20 protein-coding genes and 1 riboswitch are annotated in these 24,424 nt (G+C 73.0%); of the genes, 12 read left to right on the forward strand and 8 right to left on the reverse strand.

Going from position 1 to position 24,424, the window contains the following annotated elements:
* The first annotated feature begins 50 nt into the window (after positions 1 to 50).
* The 4 genes from AC1DZC_RS19050 (at position 51) to AC1DZC_RS19065 (ending at position 3,714) form a co-directional block, all read left to right on the forward strand.
* Positions 51 to 755 (forward strand): iron-dependent transcriptional repressor DtxR, encoded by a 705-nt coding sequence (locus tag AC1DZC_RS19050; RefSeq protein ID WP_477040323.1) that lies wholly within the window; start codon positions 51 to 53, stop codon positions 753 to 755.
* Between the two features lie 302 nt (positions 756 to 1,057).
* Positions 1,058 to 1,223: riboswitch (cyclic di-AMP (ydaO/yuaA leader) on the forward strand.
* A 122-nt stretch (positions 1,224 to 1,345) separates the two neighbouring features.
* Positions 1,346 to 1,987 carry a C40 family peptidase gene (locus AC1DZC_RS19055; protein WP_477040322.1) on the forward strand — a complete coding sequence of 214 codons (642 nt, stop codon included), beginning with the start codon at positions 1,346 to 1,348 and terminating at the stop codon, positions 1,985 to 1,987.
* A gap of 297 nt (positions 1,988 to 2,284) precedes the next feature.
* A complete protein-coding gene (locus tag AC1DZC_RS19060) occupies positions 2,285 to 2,746 on the forward strand; it encodes an HNH endonuclease (protein WP_477040321.1) in 462 nt (153 codons plus the stop codon).
* A gap of 29 nt (positions 2,747 to 2,775) precedes the next feature.
* Entirely contained in the window at positions 2,776 to 3,714 is a 939-nt protein-coding gene (locus AC1DZC_RS19065) for a universal stress protein (RefSeq protein WP_477040342.1), read from the forward strand.
* 17 nt (positions 3,715 to 3,731) lie between these two features.
* Here the strand turns inward: AC1DZC_RS19065 and AC1DZC_RS19070 are convergent, their stop codons facing one another.
* The gene (locus AC1DZC_RS19070; protein WP_477040320.1) at positions 3,732 to 4,205 is read right to left on the reverse strand and encodes an Lrp/AsnC family transcriptional regulator; all 474 of its coding nucleotides are present in this window, start codon (positions 4,203 to 4,205) and stop codon (positions 3,732 to 3,734) included.
* A 153-nt stretch (positions 4,206 to 4,358) separates the two neighbouring features.
* Between AC1DZC_RS19070 and AC1DZC_RS19075 the strand changes: the two genes are divergently transcribed.
* A complete protein-coding gene (locus AC1DZC_RS19075) occupies positions 4,359 to 5,648 on the forward strand; it encodes a CAP domain-containing protein (RefSeq protein ID WP_477044354.1) in 1,290 nt (429 codons plus the stop codon).
* Between the two features lie 154 nt (positions 5,649 to 5,802).
* Here AC1DZC_RS19075 and rocD read toward each other — a convergent pair whose 3' ends face one another.
* The 3 genes from rocD to AC1DZC_RS19090 all read right to left on the reverse strand — a co-directional run bounded on the left by rocD (position 5,803) and on the right by AC1DZC_RS19090 (position 8,463).
* Positions 5,803 to 7,050 carry an ornithine--oxo-acid transaminase gene (rocD, locus tag AC1DZC_RS19080; protein ID WP_477044355.1) on the reverse strand — a complete coding sequence of 416 codons (1,248 nt, stop codon included), beginning with the start codon at positions 7,048 to 7,050 and terminating at the stop codon, positions 5,803 to 5,805.
* Positions 7,047 to 7,880: a dimethylargininase gene (ddaH, locus tag AC1DZC_RS19085; protein ID WP_477040317.1), complete on the reverse strand. Its 834-nt coding sequence runs from the start codon at positions 7,878 to 7,880 to the stop codon at positions 7,047 to 7,049. The genes rocD and ddaH overlap by 4 nt, the downstream gene beginning before the upstream one ends.
* A 109-nt stretch (positions 7,881 to 7,989) precedes the next feature.
* On the reverse strand, positions 7,990 to 8,463 hold the full coding sequence (locus tag AC1DZC_RS19090; protein ID WP_477044356.1) for an SRPBCC family protein: 474 nt from the start codon (positions 8,461 to 8,463) through the stop codon (positions 7,990 to 7,992).
* A gap of 33 nt (positions 8,464 to 8,496) precedes the next feature.
* On the opposite strand from AC1DZC_RS19090, the gene AC1DZC_RS19095 reads away from it, so the two are divergent.
* On the forward strand, positions 8,497 to 9,489 hold the full coding sequence (locus AC1DZC_RS19095) for an aldo/keto reductase (protein ID WP_477044357.1): 993 nt from the start codon (positions 8,497 to 8,499) through the stop codon (positions 9,487 to 9,489).
* 1 nt (position 9,490) lies between these two features.
* Here AC1DZC_RS19095 and AC1DZC_RS19100 read toward each other — a convergent pair whose 3' ends face one another.
* Together AC1DZC_RS19100 and AC1DZC_RS19105 are read right to left on the reverse strand one after the other, a co-directional pair.
* Positions 9,491 to 10,279, reverse strand: coding sequence for a hypothetical protein (locus AC1DZC_RS19100; RefSeq protein ID WP_477044358.1), 789 nt, complete (start codon positions 10,277 to 10,279; stop codon positions 9,491 to 9,493).
* Positions 10,280 to 10,283: 4 nt separating this feature from the next.
* The gene (locus AC1DZC_RS19105; RefSeq protein ID WP_477040313.1) at positions 10,284 to 10,751 is read right to left on the reverse strand and encodes an OsmC family protein; all 468 of its coding nucleotides are present in this window, start codon (positions 10,749 to 10,751) and stop codon (positions 10,284 to 10,286) included.
* Between the two features lie 142 nt (positions 10,752 to 10,893).
* On the opposite strand from AC1DZC_RS19105, the gene AC1DZC_RS19110 reads away from it, so the two are divergent.
* From AC1DZC_RS19110 to AC1DZC_RS19135, 6 genes are all read left to right on the forward strand, one after another.
* Positions 10,894 to 11,376: a septum formation family protein gene (locus AC1DZC_RS19110; protein WP_477044359.1), complete on the forward strand. Its 483-nt coding sequence runs from the start codon at positions 10,894 to 10,896 to the stop codon at positions 11,374 to 11,376.
* Positions 11,377 to 11,388: 12 nt separating this feature from the next.
* A complete protein-coding gene (locus AC1DZC_RS19115; protein WP_477040311.1) occupies positions 11,389 to 11,781 on the forward strand; it encodes a DUF4280 domain-containing protein in 393 nt (130 codons plus the stop codon).
* Positions 11,782 to 11,959: 178 nt separating this feature from the next.
* Positions 11,960 to 12,532: a Pvc16 family protein gene (locus AC1DZC_RS19120; RefSeq protein ID WP_477044360.1), complete on the forward strand. Its 573-nt coding sequence runs from the start codon at positions 11,960 to 11,962 to the stop codon at positions 12,530 to 12,532.
* Positions 12,529 to 14,757 carry a carboxypeptidase regulatory-like domain-containing protein gene (locus AC1DZC_RS19125; protein ID WP_477044361.1) on the forward strand — a complete coding sequence of 743 codons (2,229 nt, stop codon included), beginning with the start codon at positions 12,529 to 12,531 and terminating at the stop codon, positions 14,755 to 14,757. Before AC1DZC_RS19120 ends, AC1DZC_RS19125 begins: the two co-directional genes overlap by 4 nt.
* 3 nt (positions 14,758 to 14,760) lie before the next feature.
* Positions 14,761 to 17,286: a carboxypeptidase regulatory-like domain-containing protein gene (locus AC1DZC_RS19130; protein ID WP_477044362.1), complete on the forward strand. Its 2,526-nt coding sequence runs from the start codon at positions 14,761 to 14,763 to the stop codon at positions 17,284 to 17,286.
* Positions 17,287 to 17,381: 95 nt separating this feature from the next.
* On the forward strand, positions 17,382 to 23,351 hold the full coding sequence (locus AC1DZC_RS19135; protein ID WP_477044363.1) for a carboxypeptidase regulatory-like domain-containing protein: 5,970 nt from the start codon (positions 17,382 to 17,384) through the stop codon (positions 23,349 to 23,351).
* 18 nt (positions 23,352 to 23,369) lie between these two features.
* On the opposite strand, the gene AC1DZC_RS19140 is transcribed toward AC1DZC_RS19135, so the two are convergent.
* Together AC1DZC_RS19140 and AC1DZC_RS19145 are read right to left on the reverse strand one after the other, a co-directional pair.
* Positions 23,370 to 23,867 (reverse strand): hypothetical protein, encoded by a 498-nt coding sequence (locus AC1DZC_RS19140; protein WP_477040306.1) that lies wholly within the window; start codon positions 23,865 to 23,867, stop codon positions 23,370 to 23,372.
* The gene (locus AC1DZC_RS19145; RefSeq protein WP_477040305.1) at positions 23,864 to 24,412 is read right to left on the reverse strand and encodes a phage tail protein; all 549 of its coding nucleotides are present in this window, start codon (positions 24,410 to 24,412) and stop codon (positions 23,864 to 23,866) included. Before AC1DZC_RS19145 ends, AC1DZC_RS19140 begins: the two co-directional genes overlap by 4 nt.
* Between the last annotated feature and the right edge of the window lie 12 nt (positions 24,413 to 24,424).

Here is a 24,424-nt window from a genome sequence, read left to right on the forward strand (position 1 = left end):
GCAACTAGCCTGTGCAGCAGCACGGTGACGCGACGTTGGAGGCTGCAGCAGTGAGCGACCTGATCGACACGACGGAGATGTACCTCAAGACGATCTACGAGCTCACCGAGGAAGGCATCACCCCGCTGCGTGCCCGTATCGCCGAGCGGCTCGGGCACTCCGGCCCGACGGTCTCCCAGACGGTGGCGCGCATGGAGCGCGACGGCCTCGTCGTGGTGAGCGGCGACCGGCACCTCGAGCTCACCGGTGCGGGCGAGGCCAAGGCCACCCGGGTCATGCGCAAGCACCGCCTCGCGGAGCGGCTCCTCACCGACGTGATCGGCCTGGAGTGGCCGTACGTGCACGAGGAGGCCTGCCGCTGGGAGCACGTGATGAGCGAGCGCGTGGAGATCCGCCTCGCCGAGCTGCTCAACCACCCGCACTTCGACCCCTACGGCAACCCGATCCCTGGGCTCGGAGAGATCGGCGAGGAGACCACGCACGAGGGCTTCCTCGACGGCGTCACGTCGCTCGTCGTGTTCCAGGGCGAGATCGGGCCCGACGGGGTCGAGCGGGCCGTCGTGGCCCGCATCGCCGAGCCGCTGCAGGTCGACGTCGAGCTGCTGACGCGGCTGGCCGAGGCGGGCGTGCAGCCGCACCAGGAGATCTCGATCGAGCGCTCCGACGGCGTCGTCACGGTCTCGTCGGCGGGGTCGGACATCCTGCTCGACCTGCCCGAGGACGTCGCCCGGCACATCTTCGTCGGGGCGCGCTGACCGCCTCCGACCGGACGGCCCCGTCCCTGCTTCTGGTCATCGGCACGTTCGTCCGATAGGTCCGTGATCTTCCTGCGGGCCCGTGGGTGACGTCTGCCGACCATGCAGCACGGCGTCCCACCTGCGTCTTCGCAGGTCACCTCGGCGGTTCTCGCACCGAGTACAGGACGGCCGTCCAACACGAGGGAAGATTCTCGTGACCGGAACGTGACAATCGCTGCGAGCGTCATGTACGTTCGTCCTGCTTCTCCAGAACCCTCCTCCGGAGAAGCCCTCGAGCAGAACGCCTAACCCTGCCGCTGCTCCGAGGTTCGCTCTAACCGCCGGCAGGGGCGGGGGACCCAATTGCGGGCACCGGAAGTTCGGTGTCCTTGGGGTGAAGTCGCAGATCCGGTTCGCCGGGAACGCGGCCGGGTGTTCTCCCATCCGAACCCGACAGCTGACCTCGTAGGCCTCAGGAGAGGCACAGCGTGACCGTGAGCACTACTCGCGCCCGCCACCGTGCGGCGCGGCGTCCTTCGACGCCACTGACGGAACTGGCAGCTGCTGCCACGGGTCAGATCGGCACCGTCGGTCGTCGTACAGCCGTCGTGGCCGCGTCGTCGGGACTCGTCGTCTCGATGCTCAGCTCGCCCGCATCGGCCACCGCCGGTGACGCAGGCGCGCTCCCCGCAGTGGACACCGCAGCGCTGACCGCCTCGGCGCGCGCCGTGCTGGACACCGCCCCCATCGTCACCTCGCCGGCGGACGCCACGTGGACGGTCGACATCCCGGCCGTCACGGCCGAGACGCCCCCGCCGCCGCCCCCGCCCGTCAAGGCCAAGGCCAAGGCCGCCTCGCGCAGCGCAGCACGTGCCGCCGCCGCGACGACCCCCGCTGCCGCCGTCCCGCAGTCGGTCGCCGGCAACGCGGTCCTCGAGATCGCCGCCCAGTACGTCGGCACGCCGTACGTGTCCGGTGGCAGCACCCCCGCCGGGTTCGACTGCTCCGGCTTCGTCTCCTACGTCTACGGTCAGCTCGGCATCAGCCTGCCTCGCACGTCCGGGGGCATCAAGGCGGCGGGCACGGTCATCTCCCGCGCCGACGCGCAGCCGGGCGACCTGATCTGGAGCCCCGGGCACATCTCGATCTACGCCGGTGGCGACTCGCAGATCGACTCGCCCCGCCCGGGCAAGACGATCCAGTTCCGCGCCATCTGGCAGAGCGCGCCTGTCTTCATCCGGATCGGCTGACCTCAGCCGCACCGCACGACGAAGCCCCGACGACACCGCTGTCGTCGGGGCTTCGCCACGTCCGGGCCCGTTGTCCCCCAGCCGCCGATGAGCGGCGCGTAGTCTGGCCGTGCACCACGCTGTTGCTTCGCTTCGCCGGGCCGGCAGCCAGCCGGTCCGACCGCCCGAGGTCGGGAGAACGCCGTGCTCGTGAACACGTTGACCGCTGAGACGACCGGGGGAGCGGAAGCCCCCGCCCCGTTGGCCGGAACTGCGGCACCTGGCTCTGCAGCCAGAACCCTCCTGCTGAACGCGAGCATGGAACCGCTGTGCATCGTGAGCCTGCGCCGCGCGGTCGTCCTGGTGATGACGGGCAAGGCCACGGTGCTCGAGTCCGACGGCCGGCTGCTGCACTCCGAGCACGTCGCGGTGCCCCTGCCCGTGGTCCTGTGCCTGACGCGGTACGTGCACGTGCCGGTCCGCCGTCCGGTGCCGCCCACACGCCGCACGGTGCTCCAGCGGGACAACCACCGGTGCGCGTACTGCGGCGGGGGAGCGGACACCGTCGACCACGTGCACCCGCGCTCGCGCGGCGGGCGGCACGAGTGGACCAACGTCGTCGCGGCCTGCGTCCGCTGCAACCACCGCAAGGCCGACCGGCTCCTGCACGAGATCGGCTGGGAGCTCGGATTCGTCCCCAGGGCGCCGCGATGGTCGGTAGCCTTCGGGACCACCTCGGTTCGCACGGAACCGCTCTGGTCGCAGTACGTCGTCGCGTGACTGTGGTCTGAGGAGCAGTCGGGAGGTCCCTGATGAGAGACGACGTGGTCCTCGTGGGGGTCGACGGGTCGTCGGCCAGCCTGCACGCCCTGGACTGGGCGGCCGCGCAGGCGGTGACGCACGGCTGGGGCCTGCGCATCGTCTGCAGCTACTCGTTGCCGTCCTTCACCGCGGCCTCGCTCGACGGCGGCTACGCGGCCCTCGACGACTCCACCATCCAGCAGGGCGCACGAGCGGTGCTCGCCGAGGCGACCGCGCGCGTCTCCGGCCGGGGCCTGCCCGTCACCGCGACCGTGGTCACCGGTGATGCGGCGGGCGTCCTCGTCGACATGTCGCACACCGTCCGCGCGGTGGTCGTCGGGACGCGCGGGGGCGGCGGGTTCGCCGACCGGCTGCTCGGCACCGTCTCGTCCGCCCTGCCCGCGCACGCGTACTGCCCGACGGTCGTCGTCCCGCTGCGGCGTGGTGGCAAGCCGCTCCCCGACGATGTCGCCATCCCGCCCGTCCGGCCGGTGCGCCGCATCGTCGTGGGCGTCGACGGGTCACCCGCGGCGGAGTACGCACTGCGGTACGCGATCGTCGAGGCGGAGAAGTGGGACGCCGAGCTGACCGCCGTCGCGGGCGTGCCGGTCGGATCGATGACCGGCGTCCTGGCCTGGCTGCCGGCGGCCGTGGACCGCGAGCAGGTGCTGCGCGACGTCACCGAGGGCCTGCACGTCGTCGTCGACCGTGCGCTGGCCGACCACCCGGGCGTGACCGTCAAACGGCACGCCCTGGACGGCACTGGCGCCGAGCTGCTCACCGAGTTCTCCGCCGCGACGGACCTGATCGTCGTCGGGTCACGCGGCAGGGGCGGGTTCGCGGGGCTGCTGCTCGGGTCGACCAGCCAGGCGGTCCTGCACCACGCCGACTGCCCGGTCATGGTGGTCACCAACCGCTGCGCGGCGGACGCGGCCGCCGCGAGCTAGGCCGGCGGCGGAAGGTCTCAGGCCTCCGGGTCCGGCGGGACGTCGGGGCGCCGCACCAGCGCGGACAGGACCACGGTCGAGCGCGTCCGGGACACGAACGGCTCGGCGGCCAGCCGTTCGACCACGCGCTCGAGGTGCCGCATGTCGCGCGCCCGCACCTGGACCATGAGGTCGACGTCGCCGGTCACCGTGCTGGCGGCGACGACCTCCGGGTAGTGCTCGACGGCCGCGCGCATCGTCGCCGGGCTCGTCGACCCCTGGCAGAACAGCTCGACGAACGCCTCGGTCTGCCAGCCCATCGCCGCGGGGTCGAGCCGGACGGTGAAGCCGCGGATCACGCCGCGGTCGCGCAGCCGGTCGACACGACGCTTCACGGCCGGCGCGGAGAGCGAGACCTGCTCGCCCACCTGCGCGAACGTCGCGCGAGCGTCCTGGCCGAGCACGCGCAGGATGGCGGTGTCCAGGGAGTCGAGCCCGGTGTCGTCGGTCACCCGCTCATCATGGCCGAGGCCGCGGGTCCGTGACGTGCCGGCGTCCCCCGAATGCCAATGCCCCAAGAGTGCTCAAGCCGGACAGCGGGCATGCCGAGAGGACCTGTGGGACGGTCTATCGGAGCGTCCTCGCAGTTTCGTGATGGAGGCGACGTGGCAAGAGACACCAAGAAGCGCATCGACACCGTACCGACGCCGCGCGCGTCGGTCGTGGACGTGGCCGAGACCGAGCCAGTCGGCGTGTCGGAACTCGATCTGGTGAGCGTCGCCGCAGCCGCCTCCGAGGCCGCCGCGCAGAGCGCGGTCAAGCCCCGACGTGGACCCGCCGCGCGCTCCCTGAAGCCGCCGGCCGCCCCGGCCGTCGAGGTGCCTCGCCAGCCGTCGGCGCCGTCCCCGCTCGTCGCGAGCGCGCCCGCGTCCGCCCCGCCCGCGACCCCGGTCCGGGAGCGCTATGCGCGGCGCGCCGTGTGGATGGCTGTCGCGGCCGTCGTCGTCGTCGCCCTCTCCTCGGGTAGCGCGGTCTATGCCTCCGAGACCAACCGCCTGAGGGCCCAGGACGCCGCTCTCGCCGCCGGGCTGCGGGTCGACGGGCCGGTCGTCGCCGCGTCCCGCGACGCGGCCGCCGAGCAGGCCGCCGAGCTCGCGGTCGCGACCGCGGCGCTCACCGCCAACCGCGCCCGTGCCGCCGCCCAGGCGCAGTCGGTCGTCGACCAGGCGAACGCGACCTTGGGTGCGACCCCGAACGCCGGCGACGCCCCGCGTGCCGCTCTGACCGCCGCGTCGTCCGCGGTCGCCGCGTCGCTCGTGGCGCCCGCCACGAGCGCCGCGTCGCTGCGCAAGGTCACCGGCGGCGTCGCCGCACCTGCGAAGGCCGCGATCGACGGCCAGGCCGCCTGGGAGGCTGCCGAGGCCGCCCGCATCGCCGCCGAGCAGGCCGCGGCAGCCGCCGCCGCTCAGCAGGCCGCCGCTGCCGCTGCCGCCCGCGCCTCGACGAAGAGCGCACGTACCTCGCGGACCACGGCTCCCCGGTCGAGCTCGGGTGCTGCCGCAGGCGCCCCGGCCACTGCCCCCTCGGGCATCCCCGCGGGGGGCAAGGTGTGCAGCGGCTCGGGTGGTTCGGGGGCCGGTGCCTCCAGTGCCGGAGCCATCGGCGCCGCGATCAACTCCTACCGCGCGAGCCTCGGCCTGCCGCAGCTCTCCGTGTCCACCAGCGGCAGCCTCACGTCGCACGCGATCACCATGGCGAACGCCGGGGGCATCTGGCACTCGGGCAGCGACAACATCGTCGCCTGCGTCAGCAACGGCTCGGCGTCGACGATGGTCTCGGCCTGGTCGAACTCGCCCGGTCACGACGCCCAGATGCGCCGCACCGACGTCTCCAGCATGGCCGTCGGCGGCGCGAGCCTGAACGGCTGGCTGTTCGGCGCCGTCAAGTTCAGCTGATCCGCTCCGCGACGTCCGAGCCAACGGCCGCCCAGGCGACCCTCGGCTCGGGCGTCGCTGCGTCTCCTCGTCGGAGGCAGGTCCGCGCCCGTGCGGGTCAGGGGCCACACGGACGCGGACGTTCAGGGGTGCGCTCGCCGGCGCACTGGCCGGGTCAGCGCAGGGCGTGCTCCAGGTGGTCCGTCGCGAGGTCGAGGTCGGCCTCGGTGATGGTCAGCGGGGGAGCGAGCCGGATGGTCGAGCCGTGGGTGTCCTTGGCCAGCACGCCGCGGGCGAGGAGCCGCTCGCAGAGGTCGCGGCCGTCCACGGGTCCCGACGAGGATCCGGGCACGACGTCGAGCCCCGCCCACAGGCCCGCGCGGCGGACGGAGGCGAGCAGGCCGTCGGCGACGAGCCCGTCGAGCCGCTCGCCCCAGCGGGCGCCGAGCGACGCGGCGGAGGCCTGCAGCGAGCCGTCGGACAGGAGGTCGACGACCGCGAGGGCGACGGCGCACGCGAGCGGGTTGCCGCCGAACGTCGACCCGTGGGTGCCGGCGGTCAGCACGCCGAGCACGTCGGACCGGCCGACGACCGCGGAGACCGGCAGCACGCCTCCGCCGAGCGCCTTGCCCAGCGTCACGAGGTCCGGCTTCACGCCCCAGAGCTCGGACGCCAGCGTGGTCCCGGTGCGGCCGAGGCCGGACTGGATCTCGTCGCAGATCAGGAGCACGTCGGCGTCGGTGCACAGGGCACGGACCGCGGGCAGGTAGGACGCGGGCGGGATGACGACGCCCTGCTCGCCCTGGATCGGCTCGATCAGGACGGCGACCGTCGTCTCGTCGATCGCGGCGGCCAGCGCTGCGGCGTCGCCGTACGGGACGATCCGGAAGCCTGGCGTGTACGGGCCGAACCCGCGGCGGGCGTCCTCGTCGGTCGAGAAGGACACGATGGTCGTCGTGCGGCCGTGGAAGTTCCCGTCGGCCACGATGATCGTGGCCCGGCCGTCCGGCACGCCCTTGACGTCGTAGCCCCACTTGCGGGCGGCCTTGATCGCGGTCTCGACGGCCTCGGCGCCCGTGTTCATCGGCAGCACCATCGGTGGTCCGGCGACGAGGGGTCCGACGAGCCCGGCGAGCGCCTCGGCGAACGGCACGAGCAGGTCGTGGTCGAACGCGCGGGACGTCAGCGTGAGCCGGTCGATCTGCGCGTGCGCCGCGGCGACGAGCGCGGGGTGCCGGTGCCCGAAGTTCAGCGCCGAGTACCCGGACAGCAGGTCGAGGTAGCGGCGCCCGTCGACGTCCGTGACCCAGGACCCCAGCCCGTCGACGAGCGTGACCGGCAGGGGGTGGTAGTTGTGCGCGAGCACGTCGGACGCCTCGGACGACGTCCGGGAAGGCACGGCCACGGGCGAGACGAGGGTCATCGCGGTGCGCGGATCTCGAGCGTGCAGCACTTGGCGCCGCCGCCGCCCTTGAGCAGCTCGCTCGTGTCGACGGGGATCGCGTTGTAGCCGCGCTCGCGCAGGGCTCCGGCGAGGTCGACGGCACCGGGCGCGACGACGACGTTCTGCCCGTCGGACACGGCGTTGAGGCCGAGCGCGCGGGCGTCGTCGGAGGTCGCGTGGATCGCGTCGGGGAACAGCTGCTCCAGGACGGCCCGCGACCCGGCCGAGAAGGCGGGCGGGTAGTAGGCGATCTGCGGGTCGTCGGCCGAGCTCGACAGGACCGCGAGGGCCGTGTCCAGGTGGTAGTAGTGCGGCGAGACCAGCTCGAGCGAGACGACCGGGCGGCCGAACAGCTCCTGGGCCTCGGCGTGCGCGAGCCGGTCGGTGCGGAACCCGGTGCCGGCCAGGATCAGGTCGCCGACGACGAGCAGGTCGCCCTCGCCCTCGTTGGTCTCGGCGGCGGTGTGCGTGACGTACCCACGATCGGCGAACCACTTCTGGTACGCGGGGCCCTCGGCGGCACGCTCGGCGTAGCGGAAGCGCGCCGAGTAGACGACGCCGTCGACGACTGTCGCGCCGTTCGCGGCGTAGACCATGTCCGGCAGGCCGTCGATCGGGTCGATCGTCTCGACCGTGTGCCCGAGCTCCAGGTAGGTGTCGCGCAGACGTCGCCACTGCTGGACGGCAAGACCGGCGTCGGTGTGCTTGGTCTTGTCCATCCACGGGTTGATCTCGTAGGAGACCGTGTAGTGGACCGGCTCGCACATCAGGTAGTGGCGAGCGGTACGTCCGGGGGCAGTGGGGGGCATGGGTGGCTCCTCGTGGCGTGTCGTTCCCACGAGGGTACGAGCCGGTACGGTCCGACGGCCGGATCTCGGATTGCGCATCTGGGCGCGATCCGTTGCGTTGTCAGAACAGTCAGTGGTGATCTGTTGCGCGAACCTCGCTCCGAGCGCGCATTAGTGCATATCGGACCATGCCGCCGAGGAACGGACGCATGGCGAGCTCGGTGAGTCGGCGCGGCACCGGTCCCGCCAGCCACACGTGCTCGCTCCACAGGACCCGGCACGACGAGGGACCGGCGGGCACGACCACGATCGACGCGGTGCCCTTGAGCACGTGCCCGGTCTTGGTGAACTCCGCGACACCGGTGCGGGTGTCGGTCGGCGGGTCGTAGCGGTCGATGCGCATGACGTCGGCCAGCCCCGGCGCGCCCCGCCGAGCGAACGGACCGGACACCGCCGTGAACACCGACCCGACCTCGGGCGCGTCCGTCGACAGCCCCACCCGCGTGAGCGGCACCCACCGTCCGTGGTTGCGGGGGTCGGCCACCAGGGCCCACGCGGTCGCGGCATCGACGGGGAACACGCGCACGACGGCGTCGGTGGTCATGACCCCATGGTGGACCCCGGTAGCGTCGGCGGCATGGAGAGCAGGCAGCTGGGGCGTACGGGTCGGTCGGTCGGCGTGGTCGGCCTGGGGTGCTGGCAGCTGGGTGCGGACTGGGGGTCCGTCGACGACGACGTGGCCCTCGGGGTCCTCTCCGCCGCCGTCGACGCGGGCGTGACGTTCCTCGACACCGCCGACGTCTACGGCGACGGCCGCTCCGAACGGCTGATCGGCCGGTTCCGCGCCGAGTCCGGGTCGGCCGCGGACGACCTGACCGTCGCGACGAAGATGGGCCGCCGTGCCGACCCGCACACCGCCGACGCCTACACGCTCGACGCCTTCCGCGCCTGGACGGACCGCTCGCGGGCGAACCTCGGTGTCGAGACGCTCGACCTGGTCCAGCTGCACTGCCCGCCGAGCGAGGTCTACCGCCGCGAGTCCACCTATGACGCCCTGGACACCCTCGTGCAGGAGGGGCGGATCGCGGCGTACGGGGTCTCGGTGGAGACCGTCGACGAGGCGCTCGACGCGATCGTCCGGCCGCACGTGGCGACGGTGCAGATCATCCTCAACGTGTTCCGTCGCAAGCCGCTGGAGGAGGTGCTGCCGCTCGCCGTGCGGCACGGCGTCGGCATCATCGCGCGCGTCCCCCTGGCCAGCGGGCTGCTGAGCGGCAAGTACGACGAGCACACGCAGTTCGCCGCCGACGACCACCGCTCGTACAACCGCAACGGCGACGCCTTCGACGTGGGGGAGACGTTCGCCGGCGTGCCGTTCGAGGTCGGTGTCCAGGCCGCGCGCGAGGTGGCGTCGCTGACGCCCCCGGGATCCACGACCGCGCAGCTGGCCCTGCGGTGGGTCGTCGACCAGCCGGGCGTCTCGACGGTGATCCCCGGCGCGCGCAGCCCGGAGCAGGCGCGGGCCAACGCCGCGGCGGCCGAGCAGCCCCGGATCGACGAGGAGACCCTGGACGGGCTGCGTGGCGTGTACGACGGACGGATCAGGCCCCTCGTGCACCAGCGGTGGTGAGCTAGAGGTCCTCGGCCGACGGCGCCGGGGACTGGTCCGGGACGGCGGTCAGGGCGCGGCGGGCCTTGCGACCGCGCAGCCCGGACGGCAGGCGGCGCTGCGCCGGGAGTATCAGCGGCACGTCGTCGGGACCCGCGATCTCGAACACGCGCGCGAACTGGGCGGGCGGGGGCCCGAAGGCCTTGCGCGCGCCGTCGATCACCGTGCGCCCGAGCCCGCGGGCACCGGCCACACCGATGACGATGCCGATGCCGAACGGGATGATGCGGCCGATCGCCAAGCCGGTCTGCTTGCCCACCTGCGTGCGGACGAACCGGCGGGTCATGGTGGTGTTCACCTTGCGCACCGTGGCCATCGGCATCCGCGTCAGCAGGGCGCGCGCGACGCTCACCGAGGTCAGCTCGGCCCCGTCGGCGACGATCACGGCCTTGTTCTCGCCGAGGATCGTGGTCAGCAGCAGGGCGGTGCGCCGGTCCGCGTCCTCGACCTCGATGCCGTGCACGGACGCGACGGCCAGTGCGAACGCCGCGGAGGCACCGAAGAACGTGGCGATGTCGCTGGCGGTGAGGGCGAGGGCGACGCCGGTGCCGACCGCGGGCGCCGCTGCGACGGCGCCGACCGCACCGCCGGTGCTCTGCACGACCCGCAGGTACTCCTTCTCGAGCAGCCGGATGATCTGCTCCGGCTTCGCCTCGGGGTTGCGTCGGCGCAGGGACGCCACGTGGGCGTGGATGGTCGAGGACGGGATGGTCACCGCCTTGGCGAGAGCCGCGTCGACGACGCCCGGCATGCGCTCAGCGCTCCCCGGTGACGGTCAGCTGCACGGTCGCGCCGGCCTCGAGCGTGCGCCCGACGGTGCAGTGCGACTCGATCGCGCGGTGCACGACCGTCAGCAGGCGCTCGCGGGCGGTCGCGTCGAGCGCGCTGAGGTCCACGACGAGCTCCTCGAGGAACGCGGGGTAGCGGTCCTCGTCGTCGTCGCTCATGCCCGACACGTTGATGGTCACGTCGACGTCGTCGCCGAGCCGGTGCCGTAGCGCCGAGTCGGACGCGAGCCCGCTGCAGCCGGCGAGCGCGATCTTCAGCAGCTCCCCGGGGCTGAACGCGGCCTCGTCGCCGACGCTGCCGATGAGCACCTCGGCGCCCCGCGAGTTCCGCCCGGTGTAGCGGCGCACGCCCGTGCGCTCGACCCACAGCCGGGTCTCGTCGGCGTTGCTCGTCACGTCGGGCGCCCCCTGAGGCGCTGCCTGCTCCGTCGTCATCCCGCGATCCTGCCATGCGTCGCGCGATCGGGCCGAAGTTGCGCAGCGACTACGGATGGGGGCGCCCAGGGCTGCTGGTTAGGCTGCACCCGCGGTCGCCCCTGACCGCTCGCAGGGTGGAGGTCCGTGCGTGGTGTCGCTCGTGAGGCGCTCGGCGAGCCTCGGCGTGCTCGCGGTCGTCGTGGCGCTCGCCGTCTCGGGGTGCTCGTTCTTCGACCGGAACGACGACAAGGCGACCTCGACCTCCGTGTTCGACGTCAAGATCGGCGACTGCTTCCTCGCACCCGAGGAGATCACGGTCGAGCTGACCGACCTGAACCGCGTGACGTGCGAGACGCCGCACCAGCAGGAGTCGTACGCGCTGCTCACCTACACCGACCCGGGCACCGACAAGACGCCCGACACCTTCCCCGGCGACGCCGCGCTGAAGTCCTTCGCCGACGGCTCGTGCGCCGAGGAGTTCCAGGGCTACGTGGGCGTCGACTACCGCGACTCGAGCCTGTTCTTCACGTACCTGGTGCCGTCGGCGCGCAGCTGGCAGCAGGACAGCGACTCGACGGTGATCTGCTTCGTCACGACCACCGGCCAGACGCTCACGAAGTCCGTCGCCGACTCCGGCATGTAGCGAGGAGGAACCATGGGCAAGCCCGCCGCGGTCGCGACCGCGACCCTGCAGTGCAGCTTCGGGCTGGCACCGTCCACGCTCAACGTCATCCCCATCAGCCGAGTGCTGATCGAGGGCAAGCCGGCGGCGACGATCACCGACATCCTGCCGGGGGCCAACATCCCGCCCTTCGGCATGTGCACCAGCCTGGCCAACCCGACCGTGGCGGCGGCGACGGCGGCGGCCCTCGGGGTGCTGACGCCGATGCCGTGCATGCCGACGGTCGTCGCACCGTGGGCGCCGCCGGCGGCCCAGACGCTGATCGGCGGGAAACCGGCGCTCACCATGGGCGCGATGTGCAACTGCGCCTTCGGCGGGGTGATCCAGATCCTCAACCCGGGGGCCATGAAGACCCTCGAGGGCTGACCCCCGCACCCGCACAGGATCAACATCGGTAGCGATTACCGATGCTCCCCGCAGGCCGCCCTGCATAGCCTGCGGATGTCCTGCCGGTATCCGGGCGCAGGGTCGCGCGCGCGAGAGCACGTGGGCGTGAACCGGTTCCTGCACGCCCGATACCCGCAATCGCTCGAGGAGGCAGTGCGTGCTGATCCCAGCGGTCGAGGACGGTCTGGAGAAGCTCCTGCGCAGCACGCTCCCGCTGCCGGTCGAGCAGGGGGACATCTCGTTCGACTCGCCCAGCACCACGTGGTCGGCGCAGGTCAACCGCCTGACCGTCAACCTCTTCCTGTACGGGGTCTCGCGCAGCAGCCAGCCGAACCGTGGTCCCGCGCTGCGGACGAACGCCGCAGGGGTCGCCGAGCGACGTCACGCTCTGCCGATGGTCGAGCTGTCGTACATGGTCAGCGCGTGGGCCGGGTCGACCCGTGACGAGCACCTGCTGCTCGGTGACGCGCTGACCCGCCTGCTCGCGCACCAGGTCCTGCCCGCCCAGCACGCCTCCCCGACCCTGCAGTCCTCGGTCCAGCTCTCGCTCGCCGAGGACGAGAAGGTGCGGCCGCGCGACGTCTGGGGCGGCCTGGGCGGGACGCTCAAGGCCTCGTTCACGCTCCTGGTGACCGTCGCGGCGGACGCCTACGACTGGGAGACCGAGGCACCGCAGGTCACCTCCGTCGTCGGCACGGCCGTCCCCATGCCGGCGGGCCTGCGTCCGTGAGAGTCAGCAGCACGGTCGAGCGGCTCGACGTGCCGCCCGGCGGGAGTGGCGTCGTGCCCCTCGAGGTCATCAACACCTCGGCGGTCATCGAGTCGCTCTCGGTCCGGGTGATCGGGCTTCCCGACGACCTCTTCCGCTCCGAGCCGACCGCGCTCGCCCTGTTCCCGGAGGCGTCCGGGGCGCTGACCATGACGCTCGCGCTGCCGGAGGCGTTCCCCGCCGGCACCTACCCCGTGACGCTGGTGATCACCGGCAGCGCGCCGGGTGCGACCGAGGCGTTCCACGACCTCGACCTCGTCGTTCCGCCGCACCCCCACCTCGCGCTCACGGCGACGCCGTCGCGCGTGCGCACGCGAGGCCGCGCGGCGTTCACGGTCGACGTCCGCAACGACGGGAACGTGCCGCTCGACGTCGCCCTGCGCGCGGTCGACAGCGACCGCACGCTGCGCACCACCCTGACCCCGTCGACGCTCTCGGTCGTGCCGGGTGCATCCGCGTCCAGCACCGTCCTGGTCAAGGGGCCGCGCCAGCTGCTCGGCTCGGACCGCGACCGGCCGCTCAAGGTCGCCGCGCTGGCCACGGACACGCAGGCCGAGGTCGAGCTCGTCCTGCGCCAGCGCTCGACTATCAGCCGCGGGCTGCTCACCGCGCTGATCCTGCTCGCGATCCTGGCCGCCTGGGCGCTCGCGTTCCTGCTCGGCATGCAGCAGGTGTTCGGCACGGACCCGTTCACCAAGGTCGCGCCGGCGTCGTTCTTCGCGGCCACCGTCAGCGAGGACGGGACGACCGGGACCGACGAGAGCCCCAACGGTCCGCCCGCGGGCGCGCTGGCCAAGGACGGGCCGGTGCCGGCCGGCGTCGGCGCGACGATCACCGGCGTGGTCACGGGTGCGTCCGACGACCAGGGCGTCGGACGGATCACGGTCGACGCGCTGCGCGAGTCGCCGACCGAGGGGCTCGTCGTGGTCTCGTCGGCGGCGACGCAGGCCGACGGCACCTACTCGATGGCGGGCGTGTTCCCCGGCAGCTACATCATCCGGGTCAGCGCCGACGGCTACGAGACCGCGTACTACGGCGGCTCGACGACCCCGCAGGGCTCCACGCCGGTCAGCGCGCCCGCCCAGCAGGTGAAGGCCGGCGTGAACATGCCGATCACCGGGCTGCCGGCGTCGATCAACGGGAACGTGGACACGGGCGAGGCGCCCGGCGTCGTCGCGGTCACGGTGACCGCGAAGCCGGCGTGGGACGGCGCGGACCCCGCGACGGTCTACACGACGACGGCCGACGCCTCCGGCGCGTACGTGTTCAGCGGCCTGCCGGCGCCGGGTACCTACGAGCTCAGCTTCGTCGCCGAGGGGTACCAGCCCTCCACGGTCACCGAGCGCGTGCTCGGCGGGCAGAACCGGTTCTCTCTCGACGTGCGGCTCGGTGCCGGCACGGGGCAGATCTCGGGGATGGTCACCGACGGCCGCAGCCCGCTCGGCGGCGTGCAGGTGAGCACGACCTCGAACGGCAAGGAGCTCGTCGTCGGCACCCCGACCGTCGGGCAGGTGGGCCAGTTCGTGCTGCCGAACCTGCCGACCCCGGCCACCTACGTCCTGACGTTCACCAAGGTCGGCTTCAGCACCCGCACCGTGGTGGTGGACCTGCGCGCCGGGGAGATCCGCGGCGACCTGAACATCGTCATGTCCGGCGGCGCCGGCGTGGTGACGGGCACGGTGCTGGACTCCTCGGGCGCCGGGCTGGGAGGCGTCACCGTCACCGCCGGCGGTTCCGCGACCACGCTCAGCACCACCACGCTGACCTCCGGAGCGGTCGGCACGTTCACGCTCACGGGCCTGAACCCCGGGTCGGTCACGTTGACGTTCACCAAGACCGGCTACACGCCGGCGAGCGTGCCGGTGACGCTCACCGAGTCCGGACCGACCGCACCCGTGACGGTCACGCTGTCGTCGGCGCTCGGGTCGGTGACGGGTCGGGTGACCGACCAGAACGGCGTGGGCGTGGCCTCGGCGACCGTCCAGGCGACCGACGGCGTGATCACGCGGTCGACCACCTCGACCGCGGCCGGTCCGCTCGGCGCCGGCACGTACCTGCTGGCCGACCTGCCGGCCGGCACGTACACGCTCTCGGTGACGACAGGCGGTGCCGTCGTCTCGACGGCCGTGGTGACCATCAGGTCGGGTGCAGTCGCGACCCAGGACCTGCCGATCGGTGGTCCCTGACCCATGCGCCTGAACGTCGAGCCCCAGCGCGCGACCGCGACCCCCGGCATCCCGACCCTGCTGGGCGTCGTGGTCACCAACGCGTCCGACGTCATCGCCGGGTACGTGCTGCGGGTGCTGGGCGCGGACCCGTCGTGGGTGGAGATCGAGGACCCGTCGCCGCGCCTGTTCCCCGGCGAGTCGGTGTCGGTCGCCGTGATGATCACGCTGCCGGTCGGGGTGCCGGCGGGCGAGCGGCGCGTGGCCATCCAGGTGCGCGACGTCACCGACGAGGCGGCGATCGCCATCGAGGACGTCACGCTCGACGTCCCCGCGCAGCCGCGGACCTCGGTGAAGCTCGAACCGACCACCGTCACCGCCGGCAAGGCCGCCGCGTTCACCGTGCTCGTCCTCAACGAGGGCAACACCGTCCAGCACGGCAGCCTCGTCGCCACTGACCCCGAGGCCAAGACCACCTACACGTTCGCCCCGCCCACGTTCAGCCTGTCGCCCGGCGAGAGTGCGTCGGTCGCGCTGGAGACGTCGGCGAAGCGCCCGTGGGTCGGCGACCCGATCCTGCGGCCGTTCGAGCTGCGCGTCGACAGCACCGCGACGCCGGCGTCGCCGGAGGCACCTCCGGCCGCCGCGGGCGTCTTCATCCAGAAGTCCCGGCTCTCGCGCGGGCTGCTCGGCCTGCTCGGCCTGCTGCTCGCGCTCACGCTCTTCGCGGTGATCATCACCCTGGCGCTCAGCTCGGTGGTCGGCCGCTCGGCCGCGGACCGCGACCTCGCGCTGCAGGTGGCGCAGGCCCGGCAGGCCGCGGCGCAGACGGGCACCAGCGCGATCAGCGGCACGGTGATCGACCTGTCGACCGGCGCGCCCGTGCCCAACGTCAGCGTCGCCCTGTTCACCTCGGACGACCCGTCGGACCCGTTCGTCACCACCGCGACCGTGAACGACGGGACGTTCTCGATCCTGCGCCTCCCGGCGGGGGAGTACACGCTGCGCGTCACCGGCGCCGGCCTGACGGAGGTCTGGTACGCCGCGTCGGCCACCCAGGCGGACGCGACGGCGATCACCGTGACCGCGGGCCAGACCGTCTCCGGGCTCACCGTCGTCGTCGGTGGCGTGCCTGCGACGATCGCGGGGACCGTGGTCGGCGACGACGTCGCGGGCGCGACGCTGACCGTCGAGATGCCGCTCGACAGCCCGCCGCTCGCCGGTTCGGTGACGCCCGAGCCCGACGAGGCCCCGCCGCCCGTCGGCTCGGGTGCCGTGGTTCGCACCGTCCCCATCGGGGCCGACGGGACGTTCCAGGTCGAGGGTCTGCCGTCGCCGGCGCTCTACGACCTGGTCGTCTCCAAGGCCGGGTTCGCCAGCACGGTCCAGCGCGTGGACGTCGGCGCCGGCGAGGACCGCACGGGCGTCGTGCTGTCGCTGCTGACCGGCGACGGGTCGATCGCCGGGACGGTCTCCGGGTTCGACGGGCCCGTGGGCGGCGCGACCGTCGTCGCGACGACCGGGCAGATCACGGTCGAGACCGTCTCCCTCACGCAGGACGCGGTGGGCTCGTTCGTGCTGCGCGGGCTGCCGACGCCCGGCACCTACACGGTCGTCGTGTCGGCCGACGGCTACTCGCCGGCGACGCTCAACCTCACGCTCACCGCCGCGCAGCAGCTCACCGGGGTCTCCGTGGTGCTCGGTCGTGACCAGGCGACCCTGGCGGGTCAGGTCTCGGTCCCGGGCGGCAACCCGGCCGGCGTCACGGTGACGGTCACCGACGGTGCGGTCACTGCCCAGACCGTCACCCAGTCCACGGCGCCGGCGGGGCACTGGGAGGTCACGGGCCTGCGCGTGCCGAGCACCTACACGGTCACGTTCTCGCGCGCCGACCTCGAGTCGCAGGTGCTCTCGGTGGGTGTCGACGGGTTCGGCAACGTGACGTCCGGGGCGCCGAGCGCGACCCAGGTCAACGCGACCATGCGGGCCGCCGACGCGAGCATCTCGGGCGTCGTCAGCCAGGCCGGCACCACCGGCACGGCCGTCCCCGTCGGCAACGTCACCGTGACCGTCAGCTCCGGGATCACGCAGCGCACGGTGACCACCGCGTCGACGCCCACGTCGCAGGTGGGCCGGTACATCGTCGAGGCCCTGCCGCCCGGGACGTACACGGTGACCTTCTCGCGCGCCGGCACGAGGCCGACGTCGACGATCGTGATCCTGTCCGCGTCGCAGGACAAGATCCTCAGCCCGGTGCTCGTGGCGCCGGCGCGGATCTTCGGCCGGGTGACGACGAACCAGGAGGTCCCTGCCGCCGGGCGCACCGTCGCGCTGTACCTCGCCTCGCAGTACGGGACGGCCGCGCCGCCGGTCGCCACGACGACGACCGACGAGGAGGGGCTGTACCAGCTGGACGACGTGGACGCCCCCGAGCACTACATCCTCGAGGTCCGCAGCTCGCCCAACGGGTCGGTGCTCGTGACGTCCCCGCCCGTGACGATCGCGGCGAGCGAGCAGCTCGAGGTCACCCTCGACATCACGCCACCGTGACAGCCGCAGATTCACAGGTCACGAACTGACCTCGAACCTCAGCCCGGGCCCGTGACAAGCCGACAATCATCAAGAACCCTCGAAAGGACCCGGCCGTGGCCGTCGCCCCGCAACGCACCGCGCAGGGCTCGCCGAGCGTGCTCGTCGAGCCGGGCTCGCACGCGTCCGCCGGACAGGCCGCCGTCCTGCGGGTGCACGCGCGCAACATCTCCGGCACGACGCAGGACTTCACCGTCTCGGCCGTCGGTCTCGAGGGGTCCTGGCTGCCCATCCCGGTCGCCGTCCCGAACGTCCCCGCGGACGCGACCGCCACCGTCGAGCTGACGCTCACGCCGCCCGTCGGTGCCGCCGCCGGTGACTACCCCTTCGTCGTCACGGTCGAGGCGCGCCACGCGCCCGGTGTCCCGGCGGCCACCACGCTCGCCGACGGCTCGCTGCGCGTCGACGGCGTCAGCGACCTGGTCCTGACCGTCGAGCCGGCCGACTCCCAGGCGCTGCGGCGCCGCAAGGTCCAGGTCGTCCTGGCCAACACCGGCGACCAGCCCGTCCGCGTCCGCCTCGACGCCACGTCCGACCCCGAGCTCGACGTCGACCTCGGCGACGGGGACCTCGACATCGGGCCGCACCAGACCGTCCGCATCCCCGGCAGCGTGCGGGCCAGGCGCCCGAAGTTCGTCGGACACGCGCGCCGGACCGCGTTCCACGTCACCGCGACCGGGGCCCGGGCGCCCCAGCGGTTCGACGGGACCGTGTCGCTGCGCGCCGTGCTCACGCCCGCGCTGCTGCGCTTCGTCGCCGTGACGATGGTGGCCGTGCTGTGGATCGCCGGCGTCCTGGCCGTGCTGCCGTGGGTGTCGGACCAGTTCTCGTCGGACAAGAGCGACAAGACCGCGACCGCCCCGAGCCAGCCGCCGACGACGGGCACGGACGGTACCCAGGGCGGGGGCGGGACCCAGGGCGACGGCGACGGMGACGCCGGGACGGCGCCCGGGACCGGTGACGCGGACGCGGCTCCCGGCGTCCGGGTCTCCGGCATCGTGACCGGCTCGGCCCCGGCCGGCGTCACGGTCGCCGTCCAGCCGGCGTCCGCCCTGGCAGCGCCYCCGGCGGACGACACGACGACCCCGCCGTCGACGGCCTCGGGCCTGGAGGGTTCGGTGGCGACGCTCGTGCACCCGGAGCGTGCACTGGCCGCCGCACTGGCGGACCGGGTGGTCGCCAAGAGGGAGCCGTCCAGCGCCGGCAAGGTCCTGGGCACCAGCCTGCCCGTCGAGCGCACGGACGAGATCTCCCAGCGCCGCAGCACGACCACCCAGGAGGACGGCACGTGGGCGTTCGCCGACCTGTCGCCCACTGCGCGCTACCTGATCGTGCTGGCCAAGCCCGGCTTCCAGACGCAGCGGTTCCTCGTCACGGGCGCCCAGGCCGCGGCCGCGTCGATGAAGGTCGCGATGGTCCCGGGCAAGGGCACCATGTCCGGCCTGATCAGCGGCCCGTCGGGCGCCGTCGGCGGCGTCGAGGTGACCCTGTCCGACGGGACCACGACCGTCACCACACGCAGCGCGACGAGCGGACGGGTCGGCTACTGGGAGGTCGACGGCCTCTCGACCCCGAGCACCTACCTGGTCACGGCGAGCGGCGAAAAGCTCGGCGCGGAGTCGGCACTGGTGACCCTCGGCGCGGCGGCCACACGCACGGTCAACCTGGCCCTGCGACCCGGGGTCGCCACGCTGTCCGGGACGGTCCGCGGTATCGACTCGCTCGGCGGGTTCGGCGGGCTGGGCGGCCTGACCGTCACCGCGACCGCCGGGGAGAACACGCGCACCGCGACGACCGTCACCGGTGACCGCGCCGGGACGTTCGTCCTGCCGGACCTGCCCGTCCCGGCGTCGTACACGCTGACGATCTCGGGCGACGGCTACGCCACCCAGACGCGGCAGATCGACCTCACGTCCGCCGGCGTCTCCCCGCTCGACATCTCGATGACCAGCACCGGCGGCACGGTCCAGGGCACGGTGACCGAGCCGGACGGCACGGGTGTGGCCGGGGCCGGGCTCGTCCTGGACGGACCGGCAGGGACCTACAAGACGATGTCCGCGTCCGACGCCACGGGCACGTTCCGGTTCAGCGGGATCGCGCCCGGCCAGTACGTGCTCACGGCCGTGGTGTTCGCGCACGACCCCGCGTCCACCCAGGTCGCCGTCGTCAGCGGCGGATCGGCGACGGCGGACCTCGTCCTCGTCCCGACGCCGGGCGGTGGCCTCACCGCCACGTCGTTCATCCGCGGCGGGGTGCGCGACGCGTCGACCGGCGGTCAGATCACCTGCCCGAACATCTTCCCCGGCGAGACCTGCGAGGTCACGGTCACGGGCGTCACCAAGGACGAGACGGGTACGACGACCCCCATCGAGGTGCGCGCCGACCCGGACACCGACTACCAGTTCCCCAACCCGGCGCTCTCGTCGGGCCTCCTGCCCGGCCTCTACCGCCTCACGATCGCCGCCCCGGGCTACGAACCCGGTCACGTCAACGTCACCGTGCCCATGGGACAGGTGGTCGAGGCCACGACCGTCGCGCTCGAGCAGTCCCCGTCCGTCGTCGGCACGGTCCAGGCGCATGTCGGCGCGGTGCCGAGCACCACCTGCGTGATCGCCGTGCCCGGACCGGGATCGACCCGGCCGACCGCTCCGTGCGGACCCGACCCGGCCGATGCGACCCGGTGCGTCGTCACTGGTGCCGCGTGCAGCTTCATCGGGATCAACGGGTCCTACAGCGTCAACCGACTGACCTCCGGCACCTACGACGTCTGGGTCGTCCCGCCGGCGAACAGCGAGTACATCGCACCCGAGCGCGGGACGGTCGCGCTGGTGCCGGGGTCGTCGCGACGGTTCGACGCCATCCTCGACCGGCTCGGTGTGCTGTCGGTGACCGTGATGCGCTCCGACGGCACGTCGCAGGTCCTGCCGGAGCAGAACGCGACGATCGTCACCAGCCCGGCCGCGCAGCTGACCCCACCGACACCGCCGACGACGAACGCGAGCGGGCTGGCACAGGTGCGTGGGTTGGCGCAGGGCGTCTACACCGTCACGGCCAATCCCTCGAACGGCAGCCCGGGCGCCTCCCTCGCCAACATCACGGTCGGGCTGAACCAGGAGGTCTCCGCTCAGCTCGTCATCACCACGCCGGTCTCCAACGTGGCCGGACGCGTCGTGAGCCAGCTGTCGTCCGGCGTCTCGTCGCCCGTCGGCGGAGCGCACGTCGAGGTCACGGGGACCACCGGGTTCAACGGGCTCTCGCCGCTGCGGACCACGAGCACGCCGCCCGCGACGACGACGAGCAACGGCGACTTCACGGTCTGCACCACGACGACGGGCTGCCCGACCGACGGCTCGGCGACCAACCTCGCACTCGTCGAGGCGCGGGTCGACGTGCGCGTGACCGCGAACGGCTACCAGGCGTACTCGGCCACCGACGTGCCGACCAGCGCGCTGCAGACGATCACGCTGTCGCCGCTGGGCACGTCGTTCAAGGGCTCGGTCGCCTTCGACCCGACCCTGAGCCTGGCCGACACCACGACGACGCTCGACAAGGTGCGCTTCGACGTCCGCGCCGCACCGCCCGGCGTCGGGCAGCTGTCGCTGACCGCACGGATGGTCGGCACCGTCCCGACGGTCGTGTGGTCCGACTCCGCCCAAGGCACCGACCCCGCGCTCAACGGCGCCCGGCTCATCCGCCCCGGCTCGTACACGGTGGCCGCCTCCCTGCCCGGCTACGACACCGCGGAGATCTCCTTCGTCGTCCAGCCCGGCCAGGCCATGGACCCGATCACGTTCACGTTGAAGCGGTTCGGCTTCCTGCGGGTGTCCGCGATCACCGCGCAGGACTTCACGACACCCGTCCAGGGCACGATCATGACGATCACGCTCCAGGGCGGCGTGACGCAGCGCATCGAGGCCCACCCGGGCGACAGCTTCGTCGACTTCGGCGACCTGCCCACCGGGTCGTACCCCATCGACGTGCGAGCCCCCGGGTATCGCGCGCTGACCTCGTCGGTGAACGTCTCACCCGGGCAGACCGCGGTCCAGGCGCAGCAGGTGCCGATGGTCAAGCTCGGCGCCCTCAACGGCATCGTCGAGTCGCAGCTGACCGCGGGCTGGACCGAGGCGCTGCCGGGGGCGTCGGTCACCGCGACCCGCAACGGGCAGTCGTTCCCCGCGACGACCGGCGCCGACGGCTCCTACCGGATCACCGGCACGACCGTGAACGACGGGCTCGTCGGCGGCACGTGGAGCATCACGACGACCGCGCCGGGCCAGGCGAACGGCACCGGCTCGGCCACCGTCCCGGACCCGGACTTCACGAACCCGGCCTCGCTCGAGGTCCCGGTGGCGCCGATCCAGATGGTCGCGCAGAAGGGCGCGCTGCGGGTGTTCGCGGTCGCCGGGGCCAACCCCGTCAACGGCCTGACCATGCAGATCACCTACCGCGACGCGCTGAACAACGTCACCCTGGCGCCGAGCTGCGTGCCCGGGAGCACGGCCGGCGGCTGCCCGGGCACCGACGGTCTCTACGAGTTCAACGACGTCCTGCCGCTGACGTACAACCTGAACATCTCGGGTGGCGCCTACTCCCCGCTCACGCTCCCGGTTGCGGTCGCCCCGGGCGAGACCAAGTCGGTCACCGTCCCGATCACGACGCCCGCCGGCTCGATCCAGGGAGTCGTCCTGCACCAGGCCGCGGGCGGCGGCACGACCCCCGTCACGGGGGCGACGGTGACGCTCACGCCGGCCAGCGGCACGGCCGTGACGAACGTGTCCGACGCCAACGGGCAGTACAAGTTCCCGTCCGTCGTCCCCGGCAGCTACACCCTGTCGACGACGGACAACGGCCTCGGGGCCACGCGCACCGTCACCGTCCTGCCTGGTCAGGGTCTCGTCGTCGACCTCGTGCTGCAGGACGTCACGCGGCAGGTCGTCGTGACGGTGACCTCGGCCAACGGCACCGACCTCTCCGGCGCGCTCGTCGCTCTGACCGGTGGCACCGCTCCGCCCGCAGCCCAGCCGGTGGTCCGCACGGCGGCCGGCGCGAACACCTTCCGCACGACGTTCAATCAGGTGGCGGCCGGCACCTGGGGGATCACCGTGTCCGGTCCGTCGGGCCACCTGGGCTCCACCACCGGGTCGGTGAACGTGCCCTCGACCGGTACGGGCGCCGTGAACGCCGCGGTGACGGTCACCGAGACCCAGATCGCCCTGCGCGCGACGACGTCCGCCACCGGCGCACCGACGACGGTGACCGCCACCGTCACGCAGGGTGGAGCGGGCACGGATGTCGTCGTGTTCGTCGGTGGCGGCGACTCCGTGGTCTTCGTGCCTGCCACGGGTGCGACGGTCACGGGCGCGACGACGGGCGGCTTCTCGGTGAACGTCTCCGGGGGCGCGGTCGCCTCGGGGGTCACCTACCAGCTGGTCACGCTCGACGTCGCGGGCCGCGGCAGTGCCACGTCCGCCTCCCCGGCGAACCAGACCGTGAGCACGGGCGCCACGGTCTCGGTCACGACGCAGGTGACGGCCACGGGCAGCAACCCGAACGTCGGGACCGTGCAGCTGCAGCGCCGGACGTCCACCGGTCCCGACGTGTGGACGGACGTCGGCTCGTCAGCCACCGCCACGGGCAGCAACCAGACGCTGACCGCCGTGGCCGACGCGGCGTGGGGGACCGGCGCCGTGACGTTGCGCGTGACCTACTCGGGCGGTGGTGTCTGGGGCCCGTCGACCAGCGGGAACATCACCGTCACGGTGCAGACGCCGACGACCACCACCGTGGCGTTCGCCGCCAACGTGCTGACCGCCACGGTCACCCCGACGGCGGCGACCGGGACGGTCGCGTTCTTCACCGGGACCAACACGCCGATCGGGGGCTGCGGGAACGTGGCCGTCAGCGGCGGTACGGCGACGTGCACCTGGACCGCGCCGACCGGCACGACCTCGGTGCACGCGAACCTGAACGGCTCCGGCGTCTACGCCGACTCGAACAGCGCGAACATCAGCGTCGTCGTGCCGTGACACCCGGCGGTCGGGACCTCAGACCATCCAGACGAACATCAGGGTGAGCCCGACCGAGACGATGGCCGTGCAGAGCACGACGAGCCACGTCGGCGGGTGATCGCAGGGCTCCGTGACCGTCTGCGTGATGATCACCGGCGCGGGCACCGGCTCCGGGAGCGGCGGCTCCGGGGGCGGCGGAGGCGGGTCCATCAGGGAGCCGCAGCGGACGCAGTTGCGGGCGCCGGGCACGTTGAGCTCGGCGCACGCCGGGCAGGCGAGCGTCGCGGAGAGCGCGTTGCCGGAGGCGCCGGGGGCGCGGCGCAGGGCGTCGTCCGACGAGCCGTCCCCGAGACCGGCGCCCGACGACGGACGGGCCCAGAACAGCGGGTAGTCGCACGTCGGGCAGAAGTCGCTGGCGAGGCGGCGGTCGGCGTGGACGGCCGAGACGGTGCCGCACTCGGGGCACGCGAGGACGAGCGAGTCGGACGGGTCGCCCGCCTGCGTCCCGGCCGGCTGTCCGAGCACATCCGTCATGACGCCACTCCCTCGGCGATGCGTTCGGGCAGGGGCCACGCGCGGCGCTCCCCGACCCAGATCTCAGCGTGCACGTGCGCCGGCACCTCGTCCAGCACCAGGCGGAGGAAGTCGGTCTCCTCCAGCAGCCCGGTGGACTGTACCTCCATGACCACCCACGCAGGGCCGACCGGCGCGGTGCCGCGCTCGAAGACGCCGCCACCCTCGCTGACCGTCACCGGGCCGCCCGAGAACAGCTCGAGCAGCAGGCGCAGGCCCTTCGTCGTCCCGCGCCACTGCAGCGTGGCCCCCGCGGTCGCGAGGATCCGCCGCTGCACGGGGTCGGAGAACGAGTCGTCGATGCCGGACAGGCCGAGCCACTGCGACATCCAGCGGACCATGGCCAGCGGTGTGATCGTGCGGTCGGCCAGGTAGGGCAGGTTGTCGGCGTGCGCCAGCAGCGTGCCGGCCTGCTCCTGGAAGATGCGCACGAACCGCACGAAGAAGTCCTCCGTGAGCATGCCCGCCGGGAGCTGGTTGAGCAGCCAGTCGTCGTGCCGGCTCATGCCGGGTTCCTC

This window comes from Cellulomonas sp. P2_B4 (assembly GCF_056404795.1).

What these genes read in the sequence shown, in the direction of transcription:
- AC1DZC_RS19060 (WP_477040321.1), top strand. Translation starts at nt 2,285, where the DNA reads ATGGAACCGCTGTGCATCGTGAGCCTGCGCCGCGCGGTCGTCCTGGTG.
- rocD (WP_477044355.1), bottom strand. Translation starts at nt 7,050, where the DNA reads ATGACCCTCGTCTCGCCCGTGGCCGTGCCTTCCCGGACGTCGTCCGAG.
- ddaH (WP_477040317.1), bottom strand. Translation starts at nt 7,880, where the DNA reads ATGCCCCCCACTGCCCCCGGACGTACCGCTCGCCACTACCTGATGTGC.
- AC1DZC_RS19090 (WP_477044356.1), bottom strand. Translation starts at nt 8,463, where the DNA reads ATGACCACCGACGCCGTCGTGCGCGTGTTCCCCGTCGATGCCGCGACC.
- AC1DZC_RS19095 (WP_477044357.1), top strand. Translation starts at nt 8,497, where the DNA reads ATGGAGAGCAGGCAGCTGGGGCGTACGGGTCGGTCGGTCGGCGTGGTC.
- AC1DZC_RS19100 (WP_477044358.1), bottom strand. Translation starts at nt 10,279, where the DNA reads ATGCCGGGCGTCGTCGACGCGGCTCTCGCCAAGGCGGTGACCATCCCG.
- AC1DZC_RS19105 (WP_477040313.1), bottom strand. Translation starts at nt 10,751, where the DNA reads ATGACGACGGAGCAGGCAGCGCCTCAGGGGGCGCCCGACGTGACGAGC.
- AC1DZC_RS19115 (WP_477040311.1), top strand. Translation starts at nt 11,389, where the DNA reads ATGGGCAAGCCCGCCGCGGTCGCGACCGCGACCCTGCAGTGCAGCTTC.
- AC1DZC_RS19130 (WP_477044362.1), top strand. Translation starts at nt 14,761, where the DNA reads ATGCGCCTGAACGTCGAGCCCCAGCGCGCGACCGCGACCCCCGGCATC.
- AC1DZC_RS19140 (WP_477040306.1), bottom strand. Translation starts at nt 23,867, where the DNA reads ATGACGGATGTGCTCGGACAGCCGGCCGGGACGCAGGCGGGCGACCCG.
- AC1DZC_RS19145 (WP_477040305.1), bottom strand. Translation starts at nt 24,412, where the DNA reads ATGAGCCGGCACGACGACTGGCTGCTCAACCAGCTCCCGGCGGGCATG.